At 67.2% G+C, this 16,568-nt stretch carries 16 protein-coding genes; 12 read left to right on the top strand and 4 right to left on the bottom strand.

Going from position 1 to position 16,568, the window contains the following annotated elements:
• The first annotated feature begins 59 nt into the window (after nucleotides 1–59).
• The 4 genes from CAL12_RS14095 (at nucleotide 60) to CAL12_RS14080 (ending at nucleotide 2,922) form a co-directional block, all read left to right on the top strand.
• Nucleotides 60–965, top strand: a complete 906-nt coding sequence (locus CAL12_RS14095; protein WP_086065018.1) for a LysR family transcriptional regulator — start codon at nucleotides 60–62, stop codon at nucleotides 963–965.
• A gap of 149 nt (nucleotides 966–1,114) precedes the next feature.
• On the top strand, nucleotides 1,115–1,759 hold the full coding sequence (locus CAL12_RS14090; protein WP_086065017.1) for a glutathione S-transferase C-terminal domain-containing protein: 645 nt from the start codon (nucleotides 1,115–1,117) through the stop codon (nucleotides 1,757–1,759).
• Between the two features lie 120 nt (nucleotides 1,760–1,879).
• On the top strand, nucleotides 1,880–2,134 hold the full coding sequence (locus CAL12_RS14085; protein WP_198298242.1) for a hypothetical protein: 255 nt from the start codon (nucleotides 1,880–1,882) through the stop codon (nucleotides 2,132–2,134).
• A 110-nt stretch (nucleotides 2,135–2,244) separates the two neighbouring features.
• A complete protein-coding gene (locus tag CAL12_RS14080; RefSeq protein ID WP_086065016.1) occupies nucleotides 2,245–2,922 on the top strand; it encodes a DUF3313 domain-containing protein in 678 nt (225 codons plus the stop codon).
• 13 nt (nucleotides 2,923–2,935) lie between these two features.
• Here CAL12_RS14080 and CAL12_RS14075 read toward each other — a convergent pair whose 3' ends face one another.
• Both CAL12_RS14075 and CAL12_RS14070 read right to left on the bottom strand, forming a co-directional pair.
• Entirely contained in the window at nucleotides 2,936–3,913 is a 978-nt protein-coding gene (locus CAL12_RS14075) for a Bug family tripartite tricarboxylate transporter substrate binding protein (RefSeq protein ID WP_086065015.1), read from the bottom strand.
• Nucleotides 3,910–5,193, bottom strand: coding sequence for a CaiB/BaiF CoA transferase family protein (locus CAL12_RS14070; protein ID WP_086065014.1), 1,284 nt, complete (start codon nucleotides 5,191–5,193; stop codon nucleotides 3,910–3,912). Before CAL12_RS14070 ends, CAL12_RS14075 begins: the two co-directional genes overlap by 4 nt.
• A 76-nt stretch (nucleotides 5,194–5,269) precedes the next feature.
• Here CAL12_RS14070 and CAL12_RS14065 point away from each other — a divergent pair, with 76 nt between their 5' ends.
• The 8 genes from CAL12_RS14065 (at nucleotide 5,270) to CAL12_RS14030 (ending at nucleotide 13,461) form a co-directional block, all read left to right on the top strand.
• Nucleotides 5,270–6,220 carry an NAD(P)H-dependent flavin oxidoreductase gene (locus CAL12_RS14065; protein WP_086065013.1) on the top strand — a complete coding sequence of 317 codons (951 nt, stop codon included), beginning with the start codon at nucleotides 5,270–5,272 and terminating at the stop codon, nucleotides 6,218–6,220.
• 87 nt (nucleotides 6,221–6,307) lie between these two features.
• A complete protein-coding gene (locus tag CAL12_RS14060; protein WP_086065012.1) occupies nucleotides 6,308–7,039 on the top strand; it encodes an enoyl-CoA hydratase/isomerase family protein in 732 nt (243 codons plus the stop codon).
• Complete coding sequence (locus tag CAL12_RS14055) at nucleotides 7,036–8,232, top strand: CaiB/BaiF CoA transferase family protein (protein WP_086065011.1); 1,197 nt, start codon at nucleotides 7,036–7,038, stop codon at nucleotides 8,230–8,232. Before CAL12_RS14060 ends, CAL12_RS14055 begins: the two co-directional genes overlap by 4 nt.
• Nucleotides 8,233–8,293: 61 nt before the next feature.
• Nucleotides 8,294–9,358, top strand: coding sequence for a Bug family tripartite tricarboxylate transporter substrate binding protein (locus tag CAL12_RS14050; protein ID WP_232464499.1), 1,065 nt, complete (start codon nucleotides 8,294–8,296; stop codon nucleotides 9,356–9,358).
• Between the two features lie 9 nt (nucleotides 9,359–9,367).
• Complete coding sequence (locus CAL12_RS14045) at nucleotides 9,368–10,168, top strand: enoyl-CoA hydratase/isomerase family protein (protein WP_086065010.1); 801 nt, start codon at nucleotides 9,368–9,370, stop codon at nucleotides 10,166–10,168.
• The gene (locus tag CAL12_RS14040; RefSeq protein ID WP_086065009.1) at nucleotides 10,155–11,876 is read left to right on the top strand and encodes an AMP-binding protein; all 1,722 of its coding nucleotides are present in this window, start codon (nucleotides 10,155–10,157) and stop codon (nucleotides 11,874–11,876) included. The genes CAL12_RS14045 and CAL12_RS14040 overlap by 14 nt, the downstream gene beginning before the upstream one ends.
• The gene (locus tag CAL12_RS14035; protein ID WP_086065008.1) at nucleotides 11,873–12,907 is read left to right on the top strand and encodes a hydroxymethylglutaryl-CoA lyase; all 1,035 of its coding nucleotides are present in this window, start codon (nucleotides 11,873–11,875) and stop codon (nucleotides 12,905–12,907) included. Before CAL12_RS14040 ends, CAL12_RS14035 begins: the two co-directional genes overlap by 4 nt.
• A gap of 41 nt (nucleotides 12,908–12,948) precedes the next feature.
• Nucleotides 12,949–13,461 (top strand): MarR family winged helix-turn-helix transcriptional regulator, encoded by a 513-nt coding sequence (locus CAL12_RS14030; RefSeq protein WP_086065007.1) that lies wholly within the window; start codon nucleotides 12,949–12,951, stop codon nucleotides 13,459–13,461.
• On the opposite strand, the gene CAL12_RS14025 is transcribed toward CAL12_RS14030, so the two are convergent.
• Both CAL12_RS14025 and CAL12_RS14020 read right to left on the bottom strand, forming a co-directional pair.
• Nucleotides 13,429–16,098, bottom strand: coding sequence for an excinuclease ABC subunit UvrA (locus tag CAL12_RS14025; RefSeq protein WP_086065006.1), 2,670 nt, complete (start codon nucleotides 16,096–16,098; stop codon nucleotides 13,429–13,431). The two genes, CAL12_RS14030 and CAL12_RS14025, sit on opposite strands and share 33 nt — an antisense overlap.
• A 106-nt stretch (nucleotides 16,099–16,204) precedes the next feature.
• Nucleotides 16,205–16,456, bottom strand: coding sequence for a CsbD family protein (locus tag CAL12_RS14020; protein WP_086065005.1), 252 nt, complete (start codon nucleotides 16,454–16,456; stop codon nucleotides 16,205–16,207).
• Nucleotides 16,457–16,568 lie beyond the last annotated feature (112 nt).

Below are 16,568 nucleotides of genomic sequence, written 5' to 3'. Positions count from 1 at the left end.
TCCTCCATATATTTGATAAATTAGCGAAAAAGACTTTCTTTGTCGCTCCGGTGGATACAATGACGGAACGTGCGGACGCAGCCATACCCGAGATCACGGCATTCGCCGCCGTCGCACAGACGGGCAGCTTCACCAAGGCCGCGGAAAATCTCGGTACCAGCAAATCGAACGTCGGCAAGGCGGTGCAGCGCCTGGAGCGCCGGCTGGGAACCAGGCTGTTCCAGCGCACCACGCGCGCGGTGCGCCTGACCGAAGATGGCGAAACCTACCTGCAGGCCGCGCAGACGGCGCTGGACAGTCTGCGCGACGCCGAGCTGGCCTTGGCGGCGCGGCGCGATGAGCCTATCGGGCGGGTGCGCATCGACCTGCCGGCCGGCTTCGGGCGCCTGCTGCTGCCCAGCTTCGCCGAACTACGCAAGCGCTACCCCAGGATCACCCTGGAAGCTGCGTTGACCGATCGCATGTCCGACGCGGTGGGCGAGGGCTGGGACATCGTAGTGCGCATCGGCATTCTGCCCGCCGACAGCGACATGACCGTGCGCAAATTGTGCGACCTGCGGCTGGGGTTGTATGCCGCGCCCGAGTACCTGGCGCGCCATGCGCCGATCCGCTCAGTATCCGAACTGAGCGTCCATGATGCCGTGATCTTTCGGGGGCCCAACGGGCGCCTGCGTCCGTGGACGGTGCAGGATGGCGGGATCGTGCGCGAGATATCGCCGTCGCCGGTGATGGTGCTGGCCGACGGCCAGGCGTTGGTGGAAGCCACGATCCATGGCATGGGCGTTTCACAGATCCTGGACCGCGTGGCCCGGCCGCACGTCGATGCGGGAAGGCTGGTGCACCTGTTGCCCGCGTCCGACGTCGACGGGCCGCCCGTCCATGCTTTGATTCCACTCGGGCGACGCATGCCATCGAAAGCGCGGGTGGTCCTGGATCACCTCGCCGAGCAGCTCAGGCCCGCTTGAGTGAAAATCCGGTGAATGCAAATTGTCGCCGTGTTGGCGACACTGATACTCTATTTTGTGGATTTATCTTCATCTGAAATCTAATTAGAGTCTCGAACCATGACGGACGCGTTATCGGAACGGTCCGGTCAAATTGAAAAGGGACCGACATGAAGCTTTACATCGCGAAAGCCACTTGCTCTCTCGCCGTCCAGGTCGTGTTGAACGAACTCGGCGGCCAGGAAGTCGAGCTTGTCCACTACGACGTATCCGGCAAGTCGACCTCCAATGGCGACGACTTTGCTGAAGTCAATCCGCTTGGCTATGTGCCCGTATTGAGGATTGACAACGCCGACCATGACCTGCTGGCCGAAACCGTCGTCATCGGCAGCTACCTCGCTGACCAGCATCCCGGCTCTGGCCTGATGCCGGCGCACGGCACGCTTGAACGGGTCAAGATGGACGCGCTGCTGAACTTCACTGCGACGGAAATCGCGCAAAAGCATATCCCGCTGATGCGCAAACTGCTGACGGAGGAGGGCGCGGCGTGGACGCGCAACAAGTTGGTCGCCGCCTATGCGCGCCTGGATCGCATGCTCGCGGACGGTCGCACATGGCTGACCGGCGAACGGTTCACCTTGCTGGATGCCTATGTCTGGGCCACGTTCTGGCATGAGCGCAGCGGCACCGACATAAGCCATCTGAAGAACTTGATGGCCTACAAGGGGCGTATCGAAGTACGCCCGTCCGTGGTGAAGGCGCTGGCCGACGAGGCCGAGGTGGTCGCGCGACACGAGACACGCCTGGCCGCCTGACGCGGACTCGGTCGTGCGGGCGCAAGGCCATCGCGACCGAGGCGTCCGACCGCGGCCCGCCGCTTGCCTACTGACGCGGGCACGGGCAATTCCCGCCCGGATCAACGAGGCAAAACAGGCATGGAGTTGGAAATTATCGATCTGCTGCAATGGCCCGCCATGGCGGCATCCCTGGCCGCCGCCTGGCTGGTCGCTTCTTCGCGCAAGCACCGCCGCAATGCCGGCTTCTGGGTCTTTCTGCTGAGCAACGTGCTTTGGATCGCCTGGGGCCTGCATGACGACGCCTACGCGCTGATCGCCCTGCAGCTGGGCCTGGCGATCACCAATATCCGAGGCGTGCGCAAGACCACGCCGGAGGCCGAAACCGCGCCCTGATCGGCGCCCTGGTCCGCCCGGCGGGGCGGCTTGCCACCCATGCATTAATTCCGCCGGAAACGCTTTTTCAGTGGTTCAATACGATCCGTCCACACTGGGAGGAGTCGTACATGAACATGCTGAAAGCAGGCGGCCTCGCCGCCACACTGATCGTCCTGGCCGGTTGCGCGGGTACGCCGCCCAAGGAATCCGGGTTCCTGGGCAATGAATACGCCAAAATGCATCAGACCAGCGCGCCGGGCGGCGGTACGCGGCTTTCCTATCTGAACCCGAAATTCCAGACCGCCAGCTACGAGGCCGTCCTGCTGGAGCGGGTGACCTACTACCCCGAACCGCAACCCACCGAGAATGTCTCCCGCGAAACGCTGGAGCAGATCCGGACCTATGCCGATACGTCGTTGCGGCAGAAGCTCGGCCAGCAGGTGCGGCTGGTGGACAGGCCGGGACCGGGCGTGGCCCGCATCCGTGTCGCGATCACGGCCGTGGGCAGCGAGACCCAGCCGCTGGCGCCATACCAGTACATTCCGATCGGCCTGGTGATCACGGGAGCCAAGGCCGCCATTGAAGGCGGACGTCCGCAGGACGCGAAGATCGCCATCGAGACCCAGGTGACCGACAGCGTCACCAGCGAAGTGCTGTATGCCGCGGTGCGTGGCGGTACCGGCAAGGAAATCGCCAATAACCAGGAGGCCGAGGGCGGCGTCCGCCTGGACAGCGTGAAGACGCTGATCGATACCTGGACCACCGGCGCGTCGCAGGAAATCGTCAAGTACGTATCCGCGCGCTAGCCCTGGACGGCGCTCACTCGATCTTGATGCCGGACGTCTTGATCAGTCTCGTATAGGAAGCGCGCTCCTGGTTTACCAGCGCCCGCAGGTCCTGCGGGCTGCCTGGCAATGGCACGTTGCCGGTGGACGTCAATTGCTCGCGCAATGCCGCCCCCGTCAACGCCTTTTGCATCGCCGCATTGAGCCGGTCCACCAGTTCGGCCGGCGTGCGCGCCGGCGCGAACACCGCGAACCAGTTGCTCGCGGTAAAGCCCGGCACGCCGGCTTCGATCACGGTAGGCAGTTCCGGCAGCAGCGCTTCGCGCGCATTTCCCGTGGTGGCCAGGCCCTTCACCTTGCCGGACTTCACCAGGCTGAGCACCGTGGGCACCGAGTCGAACAGCAGGTCGATATTGCCGCCCGCCAGGTCAGTCAGGGCCGGCGTGGTGCCCTTGTAGGGGATATGACGCAGCTGGATGCCCGCTGCCTGCTGGAATGCCGCCGCGGCCAGATGCGTGTTCGAACCATTGCCGGCGGAACCGATAGTCAGTTCGCCCGGCTTCTGCTTCGCGTGGGCAACCAGGTCGGCCAGCGTCCTGTAAGGCAGGCTGGGCCGCGTCATCAACACGTAGTCGAAGCGCGCCACCGATCCCACCGGTACGAAATCCTTTTCCGCGTCGTAGGGCAGGTCGGTCATCAGCACGGGATTGATCACGAACGTCGCCGCGCTGCCCAGGAACAGGGTGTAGCCGTTCGGCGGACTCGTGGCGGCGGCGCGCGCCGCGATGGCGCCGCCGGCACCAGGCCGATTCTCGACGATGAGCGGCTGGCCCAGGGGACCGGCGATTTCGGCGGCCAGGGCGCGCGCGATGAAATCGCTGCCGCCGCCGGGCGCGAAGCCGACGATCAGGCGGGGCGGATGATCGGGAAAACTGCCCTGGGCTCGCGCGAGAGGCGCGGCCGTGGCCAGGAGGGCGGCGGTCAGAAGCCGGCGGCGCTGCAGGTTTATCACTTTCTTGTCTCCGGAGTGGTCATGGGTTCTTGCCCCTGGGGTGCATCGGCGGCGGTGTACGCCGCGCCGCTGTCGTAGAGTCCGGCGATCTGCTCGGGTCCATAGCCCAGTTCGGCAAGCACCGCGCGGGTATGCTCGCCGATGTGCGGCGCGGGCAGCCGTACGGACGGTTCATAGCCCGTCATGCGGACCGTCGGCCGGATGTGCCGGATCGCGCCCTGCGTCGGATGCCGTCCCGGTTGCACCAGCCCGACGTCCCCCAGATGCGGATCGGCCAGCAGCGATTCCAGCGTATGGCAAGGCATGCAGGGGATATCGTGCCGTAGCAGCAGCTCGACGACTTCATCGGTATCGCGCCGCGCCAGCAGTTCGGCGCGGATGGCGAAGAACTCGGAAATATGCTCGATGCGCGCCAGCGACGTGCTGAAGCGCGCGTCCTGCGCCAGATCCGCGCGTCCCAGGGCGACGAACAGCTTGTGCACCTGCGCGTCCGTATTGGTCGTGATGCAGACGTGTCCGTCGCGCGTGCGGACCGGTCGCGCATTGGCGTCCAGCAGCCGCCGGTCACCCAGCCGGTCGGTGGGCGGGTCGAAGCTATGCCCATACAGATGCTCGCCCAGGAGCAGGCCCGCGTAGCTTTCGAACATCGGCACTTCGATCACCCGGCCCCGCCCATCGCGCTGGCGCGCGAACAAGGCGGCCAGCAGCGCGTGCGCGACCATCAGGCCGGCGGTGCGGTCGATCACGACATAGGGCACGTAGCGCGGCTCGCCGTCCGCACCGGCCAGCAGGCTGGCCAGCGCGGTGCCCCCCTGCAGGATGGAGTCGTAGGCCGGCCGTCCGGCATAGCGGCCGTCGCTGCCAAAGCCGACGATGCCGCAATAGAGCAGGTTGGCGCGCCGCGCCAGCAGGCTGTCGGCGTCCAATCCCAGGCGGGCCACCGCGGCGCTGCGCATGTTGTGCAGGAAGACATCGGCGCTGTCCACCAGCTTCAGCAAGGCATCGCGGCCGGCCGGCTGCTTCAGGTCCAGCGACACGCTGCGCTTGTTGCGGTTCATGTGCATGAACTTGCCTGACATGCCGGGCGTGCGCGACTTGCCGGAGATCCAGCGGATGACGTCGCCGGACTTTTCTTCCACCTTGATGACGTCCGCGCCATAGTCGGCCAGAACCTGCGTGCAATACGGCCCGACCACCGCCGACGTCAGGTCGACCACGCGTACGCCGGCCAAGGGCAGGGCCATGTCGGCGTCCGTCGCCGCTGTCTCCGTTTTCTTCATGCCGACTTTCTCGGATAGTTGATTTTGTCCACTAGTTAGTTTAGTTTATCAACTACTTTGATCCTTAGCCAGGGCCATGCGCACAAGAATCACCGACTTGCTCGGCATCGAGCATCCCATCGTGCAGGCGGGCATGAGCTGGGCCTCGTCCAGCGCCGCCTTGCCCGCGGCCGTTTCCAACGCGGGGGGCCTGGGTGTGCTGGCAGCCGGCCCGTTGAGGCAGGACGACTTCGTGCGCGTGCTTGCCGAGCTCGCCGCCGGCACCGACAAACCCTATGCGGTCAATATTCCGCTCTATCGACAGGGCGCCGCCGAGATTCTCGATGCAATGCACAACGGGCGCGTGCCGGTGGTGATCGCCTCGCAAGGCAGTCCCAAGGCGCACCTGCCCAGGTTCCATGACATGGGCGCGAAGTGGATACACGTCGTTGCCTCGCTGGAGCACGCCCGCAAGGCCGCGGCGGCGGGCGTCGATGCCCTGGTGGTGGTGGGCGCCGAAGCCGGCGGGCATCCACCGGCCAGCGAGGTGACCACCCTGGTTACCGTGCGGCGCGTCCTGCAGGAAGTGTCGATCCCGGTGATCGCCAGCGGCGGCGTGGCCGACGGCTGGGGCATTGCCGCCATGCTGGCCCTGGGCGCCGACGCCGCGCAGCTGGGCACGCGATTCCTGCTGACCGAAGAAGCGACCGTACACGCCAACTACAAGGCGGCGGTGCTGGCAGCGGACGTCCACGACACCGCCCTGGTGGGGCGCCGCGACCTGCCGATACGCGGCCTGCGCAACGCATTCGCGCAGGCGATTTTCGACGCCGAGCGCGACCGCGTGGACCAGGACGAATACCTGGCCCTGTTCAAGAAGAGCACGCTCAAGCAGGCGGCGCTGGATGGCGATGTCGAATGGGGCAAGGTGGAGCTCGGACAATCGGCGGGATTGGTTTCGCGCATCGAGCCAGCGGCCGCCGTGATGGAGCGCCTGGTGCGCGAGCTGGCCCAGGCCACGGAAAGGCTGCACGCCATGGCCCGCTGAACCCGCCACCTTCCCGACGCGGAAAGACCCGAGACCTTAGACCCGAGACCGGCGGCATACCGACCGAGGACCACACTGGCAAACCCTATGGAACACCTGCTCATCGAAGACCGCGACGCGGTACGCATCCTGACGCTGAACCGACCGGAGAAGCACAATGCCCTCAATACGCGCCTGACCCAGGAGCTGCTGGACGGCTTGCGCGACGCCGACCGCGCCGACGGCATCAATGCCGTGGTGCTGACCGGCGCGGGCAAATCGTTCTGCGCGGGCGCCGATACCACAGAGTTCTCCGCCTTGACTCCTCAGGATCCACAGGCGGTCAGCGCCCGCGCCGACCTGACCACCAGCCTGCACCTGGTGTTCTCGCAGATGAATAAGCCGGTGATCTCGGCCGTGCGCGGTAACGCCCTGGGCGGCGGCGCCGGCCTGGCCATCGCCTGCGACATGTGCGTGATGTCGGAAACCGTGCGCTTCGGCTACCCGGAACTCAAGCACGGCATCGTCGCCGCGGTGGTGATGGCCAATCTCGTGCGCCAGCTGGGCCGCAAGCAGGCCTTCGAGCTGGTCGCGCTGGCCGAGCCGCTGGACGGCAATGCGGCCAAGGCCTGGGGCCTGTGCAACCGCGTCGTCCCCGATGAACAGGTCGTCGACACGGCCCTGGAACTGGCGCGCAAGGTAGCCGGCTGGAGTCCCATCGCCATGGCCACGACCAAGCGCGCTTTCCACCGCGCGGCCGACCTGGGCCTGGCCCAGGCGCTGGAAGTCGGCCGCGACGCCAACGTCATGATGCGCGGCTTTCGCAAGGACAAGGCATGAGACCGCTGGAAGGCATCACCATCCTGGACCTGTCGCGCGTGCTGGCATGTCCATTCGCGTCCATGATCCTGGCGGAACTGGGCGCGGAGGTGATCAAGGTCGAACAGCCCGGCAGCGGCGACGAGACGCGCGATTTCGAACCGGTGGTGCAGGGCGAGGGGGGCAGGGTGTCGGCCTATTACATGGCCTTCAATCGCAGCAAGCGTTCGATCACGGTCAACCTGCGTTCCGCGCAAGGCCAGGACGTGGTGCGGCGCCTGGCGGCTCAGGCGGACGTGCTGCTGGAAAACTTTCCGGTCGGGACACTGAAGAAATACGGCCTGGACCATGCGGCGCTCGCGCCACTGAACGACCGCCTGGTCCACGTCAGTTGCACGGGTTTCGGGGAAACCGGTCCGTATGCGAAGCGCAAGGGCTACGACACGGTGTTCCAGGCCATGTGCGGCATCATGAGCCTGACCGGCGAGCGGGGGGGCGGCCCGGTCAAGCCAGGCCTGCCGGTGGCGGACCTGAGCTCGGGCCTGTGGGTATGCATTGCCATCCTTTCCGCCCTGGCGGGGCGCGAGAAGACCGGGCGGGGCTGCCACGTGGACTTTTCCATGTTCGACGGGCAGGTGGGGCTGCTGTCCCTCGCCGCCGCGCGCTGGTTCACGCTGGGCGAGGTGCCGGAGCGCCTGGGCACCGAGCATCCCGGCCGCATCCCGTCGGCGGCATTCATGTGCGCGGACGGCAAATGGGTGCAGATCACGGGCAGCGACCAGCATTGGGCGCCGCTCTGCAACCTGCTGGGCCTGGAGGCCTGGGCCGCCGACCCCGCCCTGGCGCGCAATGCCGATCGCCTGGCGCGGCGCGAGGAAATCATGGCCGGCCTGCAGCAGGCGATACGCCGGCTGGACCGGGACGAGCTGTGCCGCCGCTGCGATGCGGCGGGCGTGCCCGCCGGCCCCATCCTGCAGGTGGACGAGGTATTGGCCAACGAGCACGTGGCCGCGCGCGGCATGGTGCAGGAATTCGAACACCCGCTGATCGGCCGCTTTCCGGCTTTGCGTGTGCCGCTGCGTTTCGACGGCATGGACGATCCGCGGGTGGGCCGGCCGCCGCTGCTGGGCGAGCATACCGACGAAGTGCTGCGCGAAAAGCTGGGCCTGGACGACGGCCAGATCGCCAGCCTGCGCGGCGCCGGCGCGGTCTAGCACCGAGATTGGAACCGAGCGCGCGGTGGACCGCGAGCCGATAAGCACAAAGGAGACAGAAATGAACACGCCCCGCCTTATCCCGCCGGCAGCGCCGGGCCCGCTCCGGAAGTCGCTCCCGGCATCGCCGGGGCGTCCGCTGCCCACCGCGCTGCGGGCGGCTTGGCGCGCGTCGCTCGCGGCGGCGGCGTTCAGCCTGCTGCTGCCTGCCGCGAGCGCGGCCGATGCCTATCCCTCGCATGCCATCGTGCTGGTCAATCCCTACGCAGTCGGCGGCCCCGCCGACCTGCTCGGGCGGGCGCTGGCCAAGGAGCTGGGCGAAACCCTGGGCCAATCGGTCATCGTCGAAAACAAGCCGGGCGGCGGCGCCAGCATAGGCGCGGCCTACGTGGCGAAGGCCGCGCCCGACGGCTATACCTTGCTGCTCGGTACGGCGGCCGCGCACACGGTCACGCCCACGGCGACCAAGGTGCCCTACAAAGGCATCGAGGACTTCGAATTTGTCGGCATGGTGGCCAATGTGCCCAACATCCTGACGGTCTACCCGTCGGTCCCCGCGCGGGACCTGAAGGCATTCATCGCCCTGGCGAAATCGCAGCCGGGGAAACTGAACTATGCCTCCGCCGGCATGGGCAGCTCGCCGCACATCGCGGCGGAGATGTTCAAGTACTACGCCAAGGTGGATCTGGTGCACGTGCCCTACAAGGGCGCCGCGCCGGCCGTCAACGACATGGTGGCCGGCACGGTGCCGGTCGGGCTGCTGAACATCTCCGCGGTCCTGCCGTTCATCAAGTCGGGCAAGCTGCGCGCGCTGGCCTATGCGAACAAGGAGCGGTCGCCCGACCTGCCGGACGTGCCGACCTTCGCGGAAGCGGGGCTGCCCGAGATGGTATCCGGCAGCTGGTACAGCCTGGCCGTACCGGCCGGCACGCCGGCTGCCGTGGTGGACAAATTGGCGAGCGCGCTGAAGACGGTGCAGGACCGACCGGAGTTCCGGAAAATCCTCGCCGCGCAGAACGCGATCCCGATGCCGCAGCAGAAGCAGCAGGCCACCGATTACATCCGCGCCGACGGCAAGCAACTGGCCGAGCTGGTGAAGGCCACCGGAATGAAACTACAGGATTGAAGGACAGCAATGAGCACGCTACCCGCATTCGACACCCTGCAGCTGGACCTGCAGGAGACCACCGGGATCGCCACGCTATGGCTGAACCGCCCGGATAGCCGCAACGCGCTGAACCTGCGCATGTGCCATGAGCTGACGGCGGCCTGCGAGGCGCTGGAGGCCAGCGCGGCCGTACGCGTCATCGTGCTGCGGGCGCGGGGCGTGGCGTTCTGCGCCGGCGCCGACCTGAAGGAGAGGCAAGGCATGAGTCCCGCCGAAATGGTGGCGCGCCGCGTGGACGGATTCACCGCCTATGCCGCGCTGGAAGCGATGTCCAAGCCCCTGATCGCCGCCGTGCACGGCGCGGCCTTCGGCTCGGGATGCGAGATCGCCGCGGCCTGCGACTTCGTGCTGGCGACCTCGGAAGCCGCCTTCAAGTATCCCGAAGTCGGCTGGGGCACGGTGGGCGCCACCCAGCGCCTGCCGCGCATCGTCGGCCGCCGCATGGCCAAGGAACTGCTGTTCACCGGCAGGACCGTGGACGCGCAGGAAGCGCTGCGCCTGGGCCTGGTCAATCACGTCTACGAACCACAGGCGTTCGACGCCGCCATCGCCGGCATGGCCGAGCGCATCGCCGCCGCCAATCCGCTCACCGTGCAGCTGACCAAGCAATGCATCGACGACGGGCTGGATACGACGCGCGAAGGCGCGATGGCGATCGAGCTGGTGGCCATCCAACAGAACCTGCGGCACAGCGACTGGCGGAAGGCAATTTCCGGCTTCGGCAGGAAGCCCGACGCGGTCCAGGAGAAAGGCGATGCGGCTGCTTGACGACAAAGGCGTGCCGGTCCCGGTCACGCTGCCACAGGTGCTGGACGCGACCGAACGGGAACGGTCCCGCCACGAGGCCTATGTCGGCCCGGACGAACGTTTGAGCTGGACGGCATTGCGCCAGGAAAGCCGGCGCCTGGCCGCGGCCCTGCACACGGCCGGCATCGGCAAGGGCGACCATGTCGGGCTGATGCTGGGCAACTCAGGCCTGTGGATCGCCGCGTTCTTCGCCTGCGCGTCCATCGGCGCGGTTACCGTGCCGGTCAACACGCGATTCAAGTTCGAGGAACTGCAGTTCTGCCTGAAGCAGGCCGACGTCAAGTTGCTGCTGTATGCCGACCAGTTCCTGGGCATCGACTTCACCGATCTGTTGCGCCAGGTCGAACCGGCGATCGATCGTGCCTTGCCCGGCGATGCCTTGCCCAGGCTGCGCCGTGCCGTCATGGTGGGCGAAAGCCGTTGCCCGGCCGGCGTGCAGGCACTGGCGGACTTCCTGGCCGCCGGGAAGGACGTTCCGGATGCTCGGCTGGATAGCCTGGCCGATGCCGTCACGCCGCATGACGTGCTGCTGATGCAGTACACCTCGGGCACCACGTCCTTTCCCAAGGGCGTGATGCTGAGCCATCACAACATGCTGGGCGACGCGGCCGCCGTGGCGCGCAGGCTGGGCGTGACGGCGGAAGACCGGTACTTCAGCATCCGTCCTTTCTATCATGTCGCCGGCAGCACCTTGTCGGTGCTGGTGACCCTGGTGACCGGCTGTTGCCTGCTGAGCCTGCCCAAGTTCGACGTCAAGCAGACGCTGGACGTGCTGGAAGCCGAGCGCTGCACCCTGACCTCGGGCAACGACACCATCTTCCTGATGATGATGGGCCATGCCGATTTCGATCCCGAGCGCCTGCACCTGAAGGGCGGCTGGGCCGCTGCGGGACCCGAAGTCATGCAGAAGATCCGCGACGTCATGCGGGTGCCTTATGTCTGCAACGCCTACGGGCAATCCGAAGCGTCGCCAAACGTGCTGGTCAGCGATCGGGACGATGCGTTCGAACTGCGTCGCGACGGCTATATGCTGCCGCACCCGGGCGTGGAAGTGCGGCTGGCGGATCCCGACACCGGCGTGGTGATCCCGCCCGGCGCGATCACGGGCGCCCCGAACGAGGGCACTCCAGCCCGGGGCACTCCTGCCCGGGGCACTCCAGCCCGGGGCGAGATCCAGGTGCGTGGGTGGAACGTCATGCGCGGCTACTACAACCTGCCCGACGCCACGGCGCGCGCCTTCACGGAAGACGGCTGGCTGCGCACCGGCGATTTGGGCGAGCAGCGCGCCGACGGCCGCACGCGCATGGTGGGCCGGCTGAAGGACATGTTCCGCGTGGGCGGCGAAAACGTCGCCCCGGCGGAAGTGGAAGAAATCCTGCATGGCCATCCCGCGGTCCAGATGGCGCAGGTGATAGGCGTGCCCGACGCCCGCCTGGGCGAAGTCGCCGGCGCCTTCGTCCTGCTCAAGCCCGGCCAGCAAGGCAGTTGCGAAGAACTGCTGGCCTGGTGCAAGACGCGTTGCGCCAACTTCAAGGTCCCGCGCTATATGGCGCTGGTGGATACCTTCGAGCACATCGGCATGACGGGCAGCAGCAAGGTGCAGAAGAACAAGCTGCGCGAATACGCGATCAAGCTCTGGAAAATCGAACGGGATACGGTGGCCTCATGAACCTGGACCAGGGAAAGAAAGCGGAAGCTTCGCTGGAAGACGACGGCCGCGACGTGGTGCTGTGCGAATGCTTCGCCCGCGACGGACTGCAGCATGAACCGGATTTCCTGCCCACCGCCACCAAGGTCGCCCTGGTGCGGCGCTTCGCCGACATCGGCTTCGCGCGGGTGGAAGCGACGTCCTACAGCAATCCCAAGGTGGTGCCGCAGTTCGCCGACGCCACCGACATGCTGCGCGGGCTGCCGCGCCGGGCTGGCGTCTTCTACAAGGCGACGTGCGCCAATGTGCGGGCAGTGGAACGCGCGGTCGCCGATGCGGATGCCGGCATCGGCGCCAACGAGATCAGCCTGCTGGTGTCGGCCACGGAAACGCACTCCATGAAGAACCTGGCGCGCAGCCGCGCCGACCAGTGGGCCAATATCCGCCAGATGGCCCAGGCGGCCGGCGGCCGCTTCCGCCTGATCGGCACGATCTCCATGGCGTTCGGCTGCTCGTTCGAAGGCCATGTCGATCCAGGCACGGTGATCGAGGACGCCGGCCGCATGCGCGAGGCCGGCGTGCGCCACGTGACGCTGGGCGACACCACGGGCATCGCCACGCCCGTCACGACGCGCGCGCTGTTCCGCCGCATGATGGCGGAATTTCCGGACATCGTTCCCATCGCCCATTTCCATGACACGCGCGGCACCGGCCTGGCCAATTACGTCGCGGCGCTGGAGGCGGGAGTACGCCATTTCGATTGCGCGTTCGGCGGGGTCGGCGGCCACCCGGCCAAGGTGCGCTACGGCGGCGGCCATACCGGCAACGTCTGCACGGAAGACCTGGTCGACCTCTTCGAGAACATGGGCGTCGGGACCGGCATCGACCTGGATAGCCTGCTGTCCACGGTCGAAGCCTGCGAACAGGCGCTGGGCCGGCCGCTGCAAGGCAGGGTGGCGCGCAGCGGCCTCAATCCGCTGCGCGTCGGCGCGCAAGCCACGTCTGCATCCGCATCCGCATCCGCGCCCACGTCCGCGCCGGGCATCCATTAGACTTCGCCATCATGAGCACCGCATCCGTCACCCGAACGAAAATGCCCCTCGAAGCCCCGTCGTCCCCGCCAGCGAAAGTGCCGGCGCGCAATTTCAAGGAGCTGATTTCCTTCCGCCTGAACATCCTGGCCAGCACGTGGAGCCGGCTTGCCGCCGAGTCCAATCAACGCGACTTCGGCCTGGACCCGCGGGAATGGCGCATCGTCGGCATGCTGGGCGCTCATGCGCCCATGTCCTTGCAAGGCCTGGCGCGTGAAATCAACCTGGACAAGAGCCAGGCCAGCCGCACGGTCTCGGACATGATCGAGCGCGGCCTGCTGCAACGCGAGTCGGACGAAAGCGACGGCCGCGGCGTGCTGCTGAGCCTGACGCCGCAGGGCAAGGCGCTGTACCGCAAGGTCTTTCCACGCGCCGTCAGGCGCAACGAAGAGTTGCTCTCGGTCCTGAGCGAGGAAGAGCGCGCCGTGCTGGACCGCGCGCTGGACGTGCTCACCGAACACGCCCAGAAGACGCTGGCGAAATCACGCGAGACGCCGGGGCGCGGTCGCGGATGAAGGCGCCAGGCATGCGGCGATGAACGGCGCCGTGGCGCTGTCCGGGCTGCTGGCCACCGACGCCGGCGGGCCTTCCGCCACGATGCGTCCGCCCTGGTCGCCCGCGCCGGGGCCCACGTCGATCACCCAGTCGGCCTGCGCCACGACGCGCATGTCGTGCTCCACGGTTACCACCGTGTTGCCCAGGTCCACCAGGCGCTGCAACTGGGCCATCAGCAGGTCCACGTCGAAGGCATGCAGGCCGGTCGTCGGTTCGTCCAGCACGTACAGGCTGTGGCCGCGCTGGCTGCGCTGCAGCTCGGTCGCCAGCTTGATGCGCTGGGCCTCGCCGCCGGACAGCTCGGTCGCCGGCTGGCCCAGGCGCAGATAACCCAGGCCGATCTCGCGCAGCAGCCGCAACGAGCGCAGCACCGGTTCTTCGCCGGCGAAGAAGTCGCAGGCTTCTTCCACCGTCATGCGCAGCACTTCGGCGATATTGCGCCCGTTCCAGCGCACCTTGAGCGTGGCCTCGTTATAGCGCGCGCCGTGGCAGGCCGGGCAGGGCGCATAGACGCTGGGCATGAACAGCAGTTCGACGCTGACGAAACCTTCGCCTTCGCAGGTTTCGCAGCGGCCCTTGGCGACGTTGAACGAGAACCTGCCGGCGTCATAGCGGCGTCGGCGGGCGTCCGGCGTGGCCGCGAACAGCTTGCGCACATGGTCGAACAGCCCCGTGTAGGTCGCCAGGTTGGAGCGCGGCGTCCGGCCGATAGGCTTCTGATCGACCTGCACCAGCCGCTGGACGACGGCCACGTCGCCCGCCAGATGCCCGCGCGTGGCTTCGACCACCGTCGGTTCTTCCGGCGCGCCGTCCGCGCCGTCATCTTCGGGTTCGTGGCCCAGGTGCAGCGCGACCAATTCCGGCAGTGCCTGGGCGATCAGGCTGGACTTGCCCGATCCGGAAATGCCGGTCACCGCCGTCAACACGCCCAGCGGCACCCGGGCGCTGACGCCATGCAGATTGTGGCGATGGATGTCCTTGAGCTCCAACCAGCCTTGCGGCTGCCGCGCGACGCTGGGCGGAAGCGGCACCTGGTCGAACAGATAGCGGCCGGTGCGGGATTCCGCCACGTCGCGCAGGCCTTCCGGCGCGCCGCTGTAGAGCACGCGGCCGCCGCGCTCGCCGGCTTCCGGACCGACGTCCACCAGCCACTGCGCGCGCCGCATCAACCCCAGGTCATGTTCGACCACAAAGACGGAGTTGCCGGCGTCGCGCAGGTGGTCCAGCGCGTCGTACAGGGATTGGCTGTCCGAAGGATGCAACCCGGCCGATGGCTCGTCCAGCACGTACACCACGCCGAACAGCATGGAACTCAACTGCGTAGCCAGTCGCAGCCGCTGCAGCTCGCCGCTGGACAAGGTCGGCGTCGCGCGGTCCAGCGTCAGATAGCCCAGCCCCAGTTGACGCAGCGAACCCAGGCGCGCTACGACGCTTTCGGCGATCCGCTGCGCCGCCAGGCGTTTTTCTTCGGACAGTGCGGACGTGCGCCGGACGTCGGGCGCGGCCGCATGGATGGCGCGTCCGGACCGTGCCCGCTGCGCGCGGTCGCGGCGCGTCGCATCCCTGTCGACGCTGGCGCCGGCGCCATGCGCCTGGAAATCGCCGCGCGCGATAGGTTCGAGCAGCGCGGCGGCCTGGTCCAGCGGCATCCGCATGAACTCGCCGATATCCACGCCGGCGAAGGTCACGGCGAGCGCTTCCGGCTTGAGCCGTTTGCCCTGGCAGGCGGGGCAGGGCTGGCCTTCCATGAAGCGCGACACGCGCTTGCGCATCAGGGCGCTCTGGGTATTGGCGAAGGTATGCAGCACGTAGCGGCGCGCGCCGGTGAACGTGCCCATGTAGCTGGGTTCAAGCTTGCGCTTGAGCGCCGCCCGGGTTTCCGCTGGCGTGAACCCGGCATACACCGGCACGGTTGGCGTGTCCTCGGTGTAAAGAATCCAGTCGCGATCTTTTTTCGGCAAGTCTTTCCACGGGCGGTCCACGTCATAGCCCATGGTCACCAGGATGTCCCGCAGATTCTGCCCGTGCCAGGCCGGCGGCCATGCGGCGATCGCGCGCTCGCGTATGCTCAAGGACGGGTCCGGGACCATGCTGGCCTCCGTCACCTCGTACACGTACCCCAGGCCATGGCAGGCCGGGCAGGCGCCCTGTGGCGTATTCGGCGAGAAGTCTTCGGCATACAGCATGGGCTGGTCCGCCGGGTAGGCGCCCGCCCGCGAATACATCATGCGCACCAGGCTGGACAAGGTGGTCAGGCTGCCCACCGACGATCGCGCATTGCTGGCGCCGCGTTGCTGCTGCAAGGCCACCGCGGGCGGAAGCCCGTCGATGGCATCGACGTCCGGCACGCCAACCTGGTCGATCAGGCGCCGCGCATAGGGGGCAACCGATTCGAAGTAGCGCCGCTGGGCTTCGGCGTAGATGGTGCTGAAAGCCAGCGAAGACTTTCCCGATCCAGACACGCCGGAAAATACCACCAGGGCATTGCGCGGGATCGCGACATCGACGTCCCGCAGGTTATGTTCGCGCGCACCGCGCACGTCGACGAATCCGCCGGGCTGCGGAACAGATGCCATCGTGCCAGGGGCATCCGGCATGCAGGCTCCTTTGCGTGTGCAGGATCAATCAAAAGCCGGGCCGGCCGCGGCAAAGCTTGCTCATGCGCGCGTCCGGCCCGGCGGATGTTATCGACTCGGTACGGGATCAGCGCCGCGACGACAGCATGGCGCCCAGCAGCAGGCCGGCGCCGACGGCCACCGCCACCGTGGCGATGGGATTACTGGAGGCGCAGTCGCGCACCATGTTCAGCGCATCGCCATAGGATTCCTGCGTGCGTCCGGCCAGTTCGCGTGCCTTACCCTTGATCTGGGTGCCGGCGTCGCCGGTGACCTCGCCGATGGCGTCTTGCGCCTTGCCGGCCCATTTTTGCGCGGTACCTTCAGCTTTTTCCAGCATTGTGATTCTCCTTACATAGGGGTTCAGGCAACAACTCCGCGCCGTGCGTGGAAGACCCAGCGTACGGGCGCAGGCCCTCTGTTCAGCAACAGCCGTGCCGGCGTGCAGCAAT

This window comes from Bordetella genomosp. 8 (genome assembly GCF_002119685.1).
GTDB lineage: Bacteria > Pseudomonadota > Gammaproteobacteria > Burkholderiales > Burkholderiaceae_B > Bordetella_C.
The sequence above is the reverse complement of the archived record's forward strand: the minus strand, read 5'-3'. Positions and strand labels throughout refer to the sequence as shown.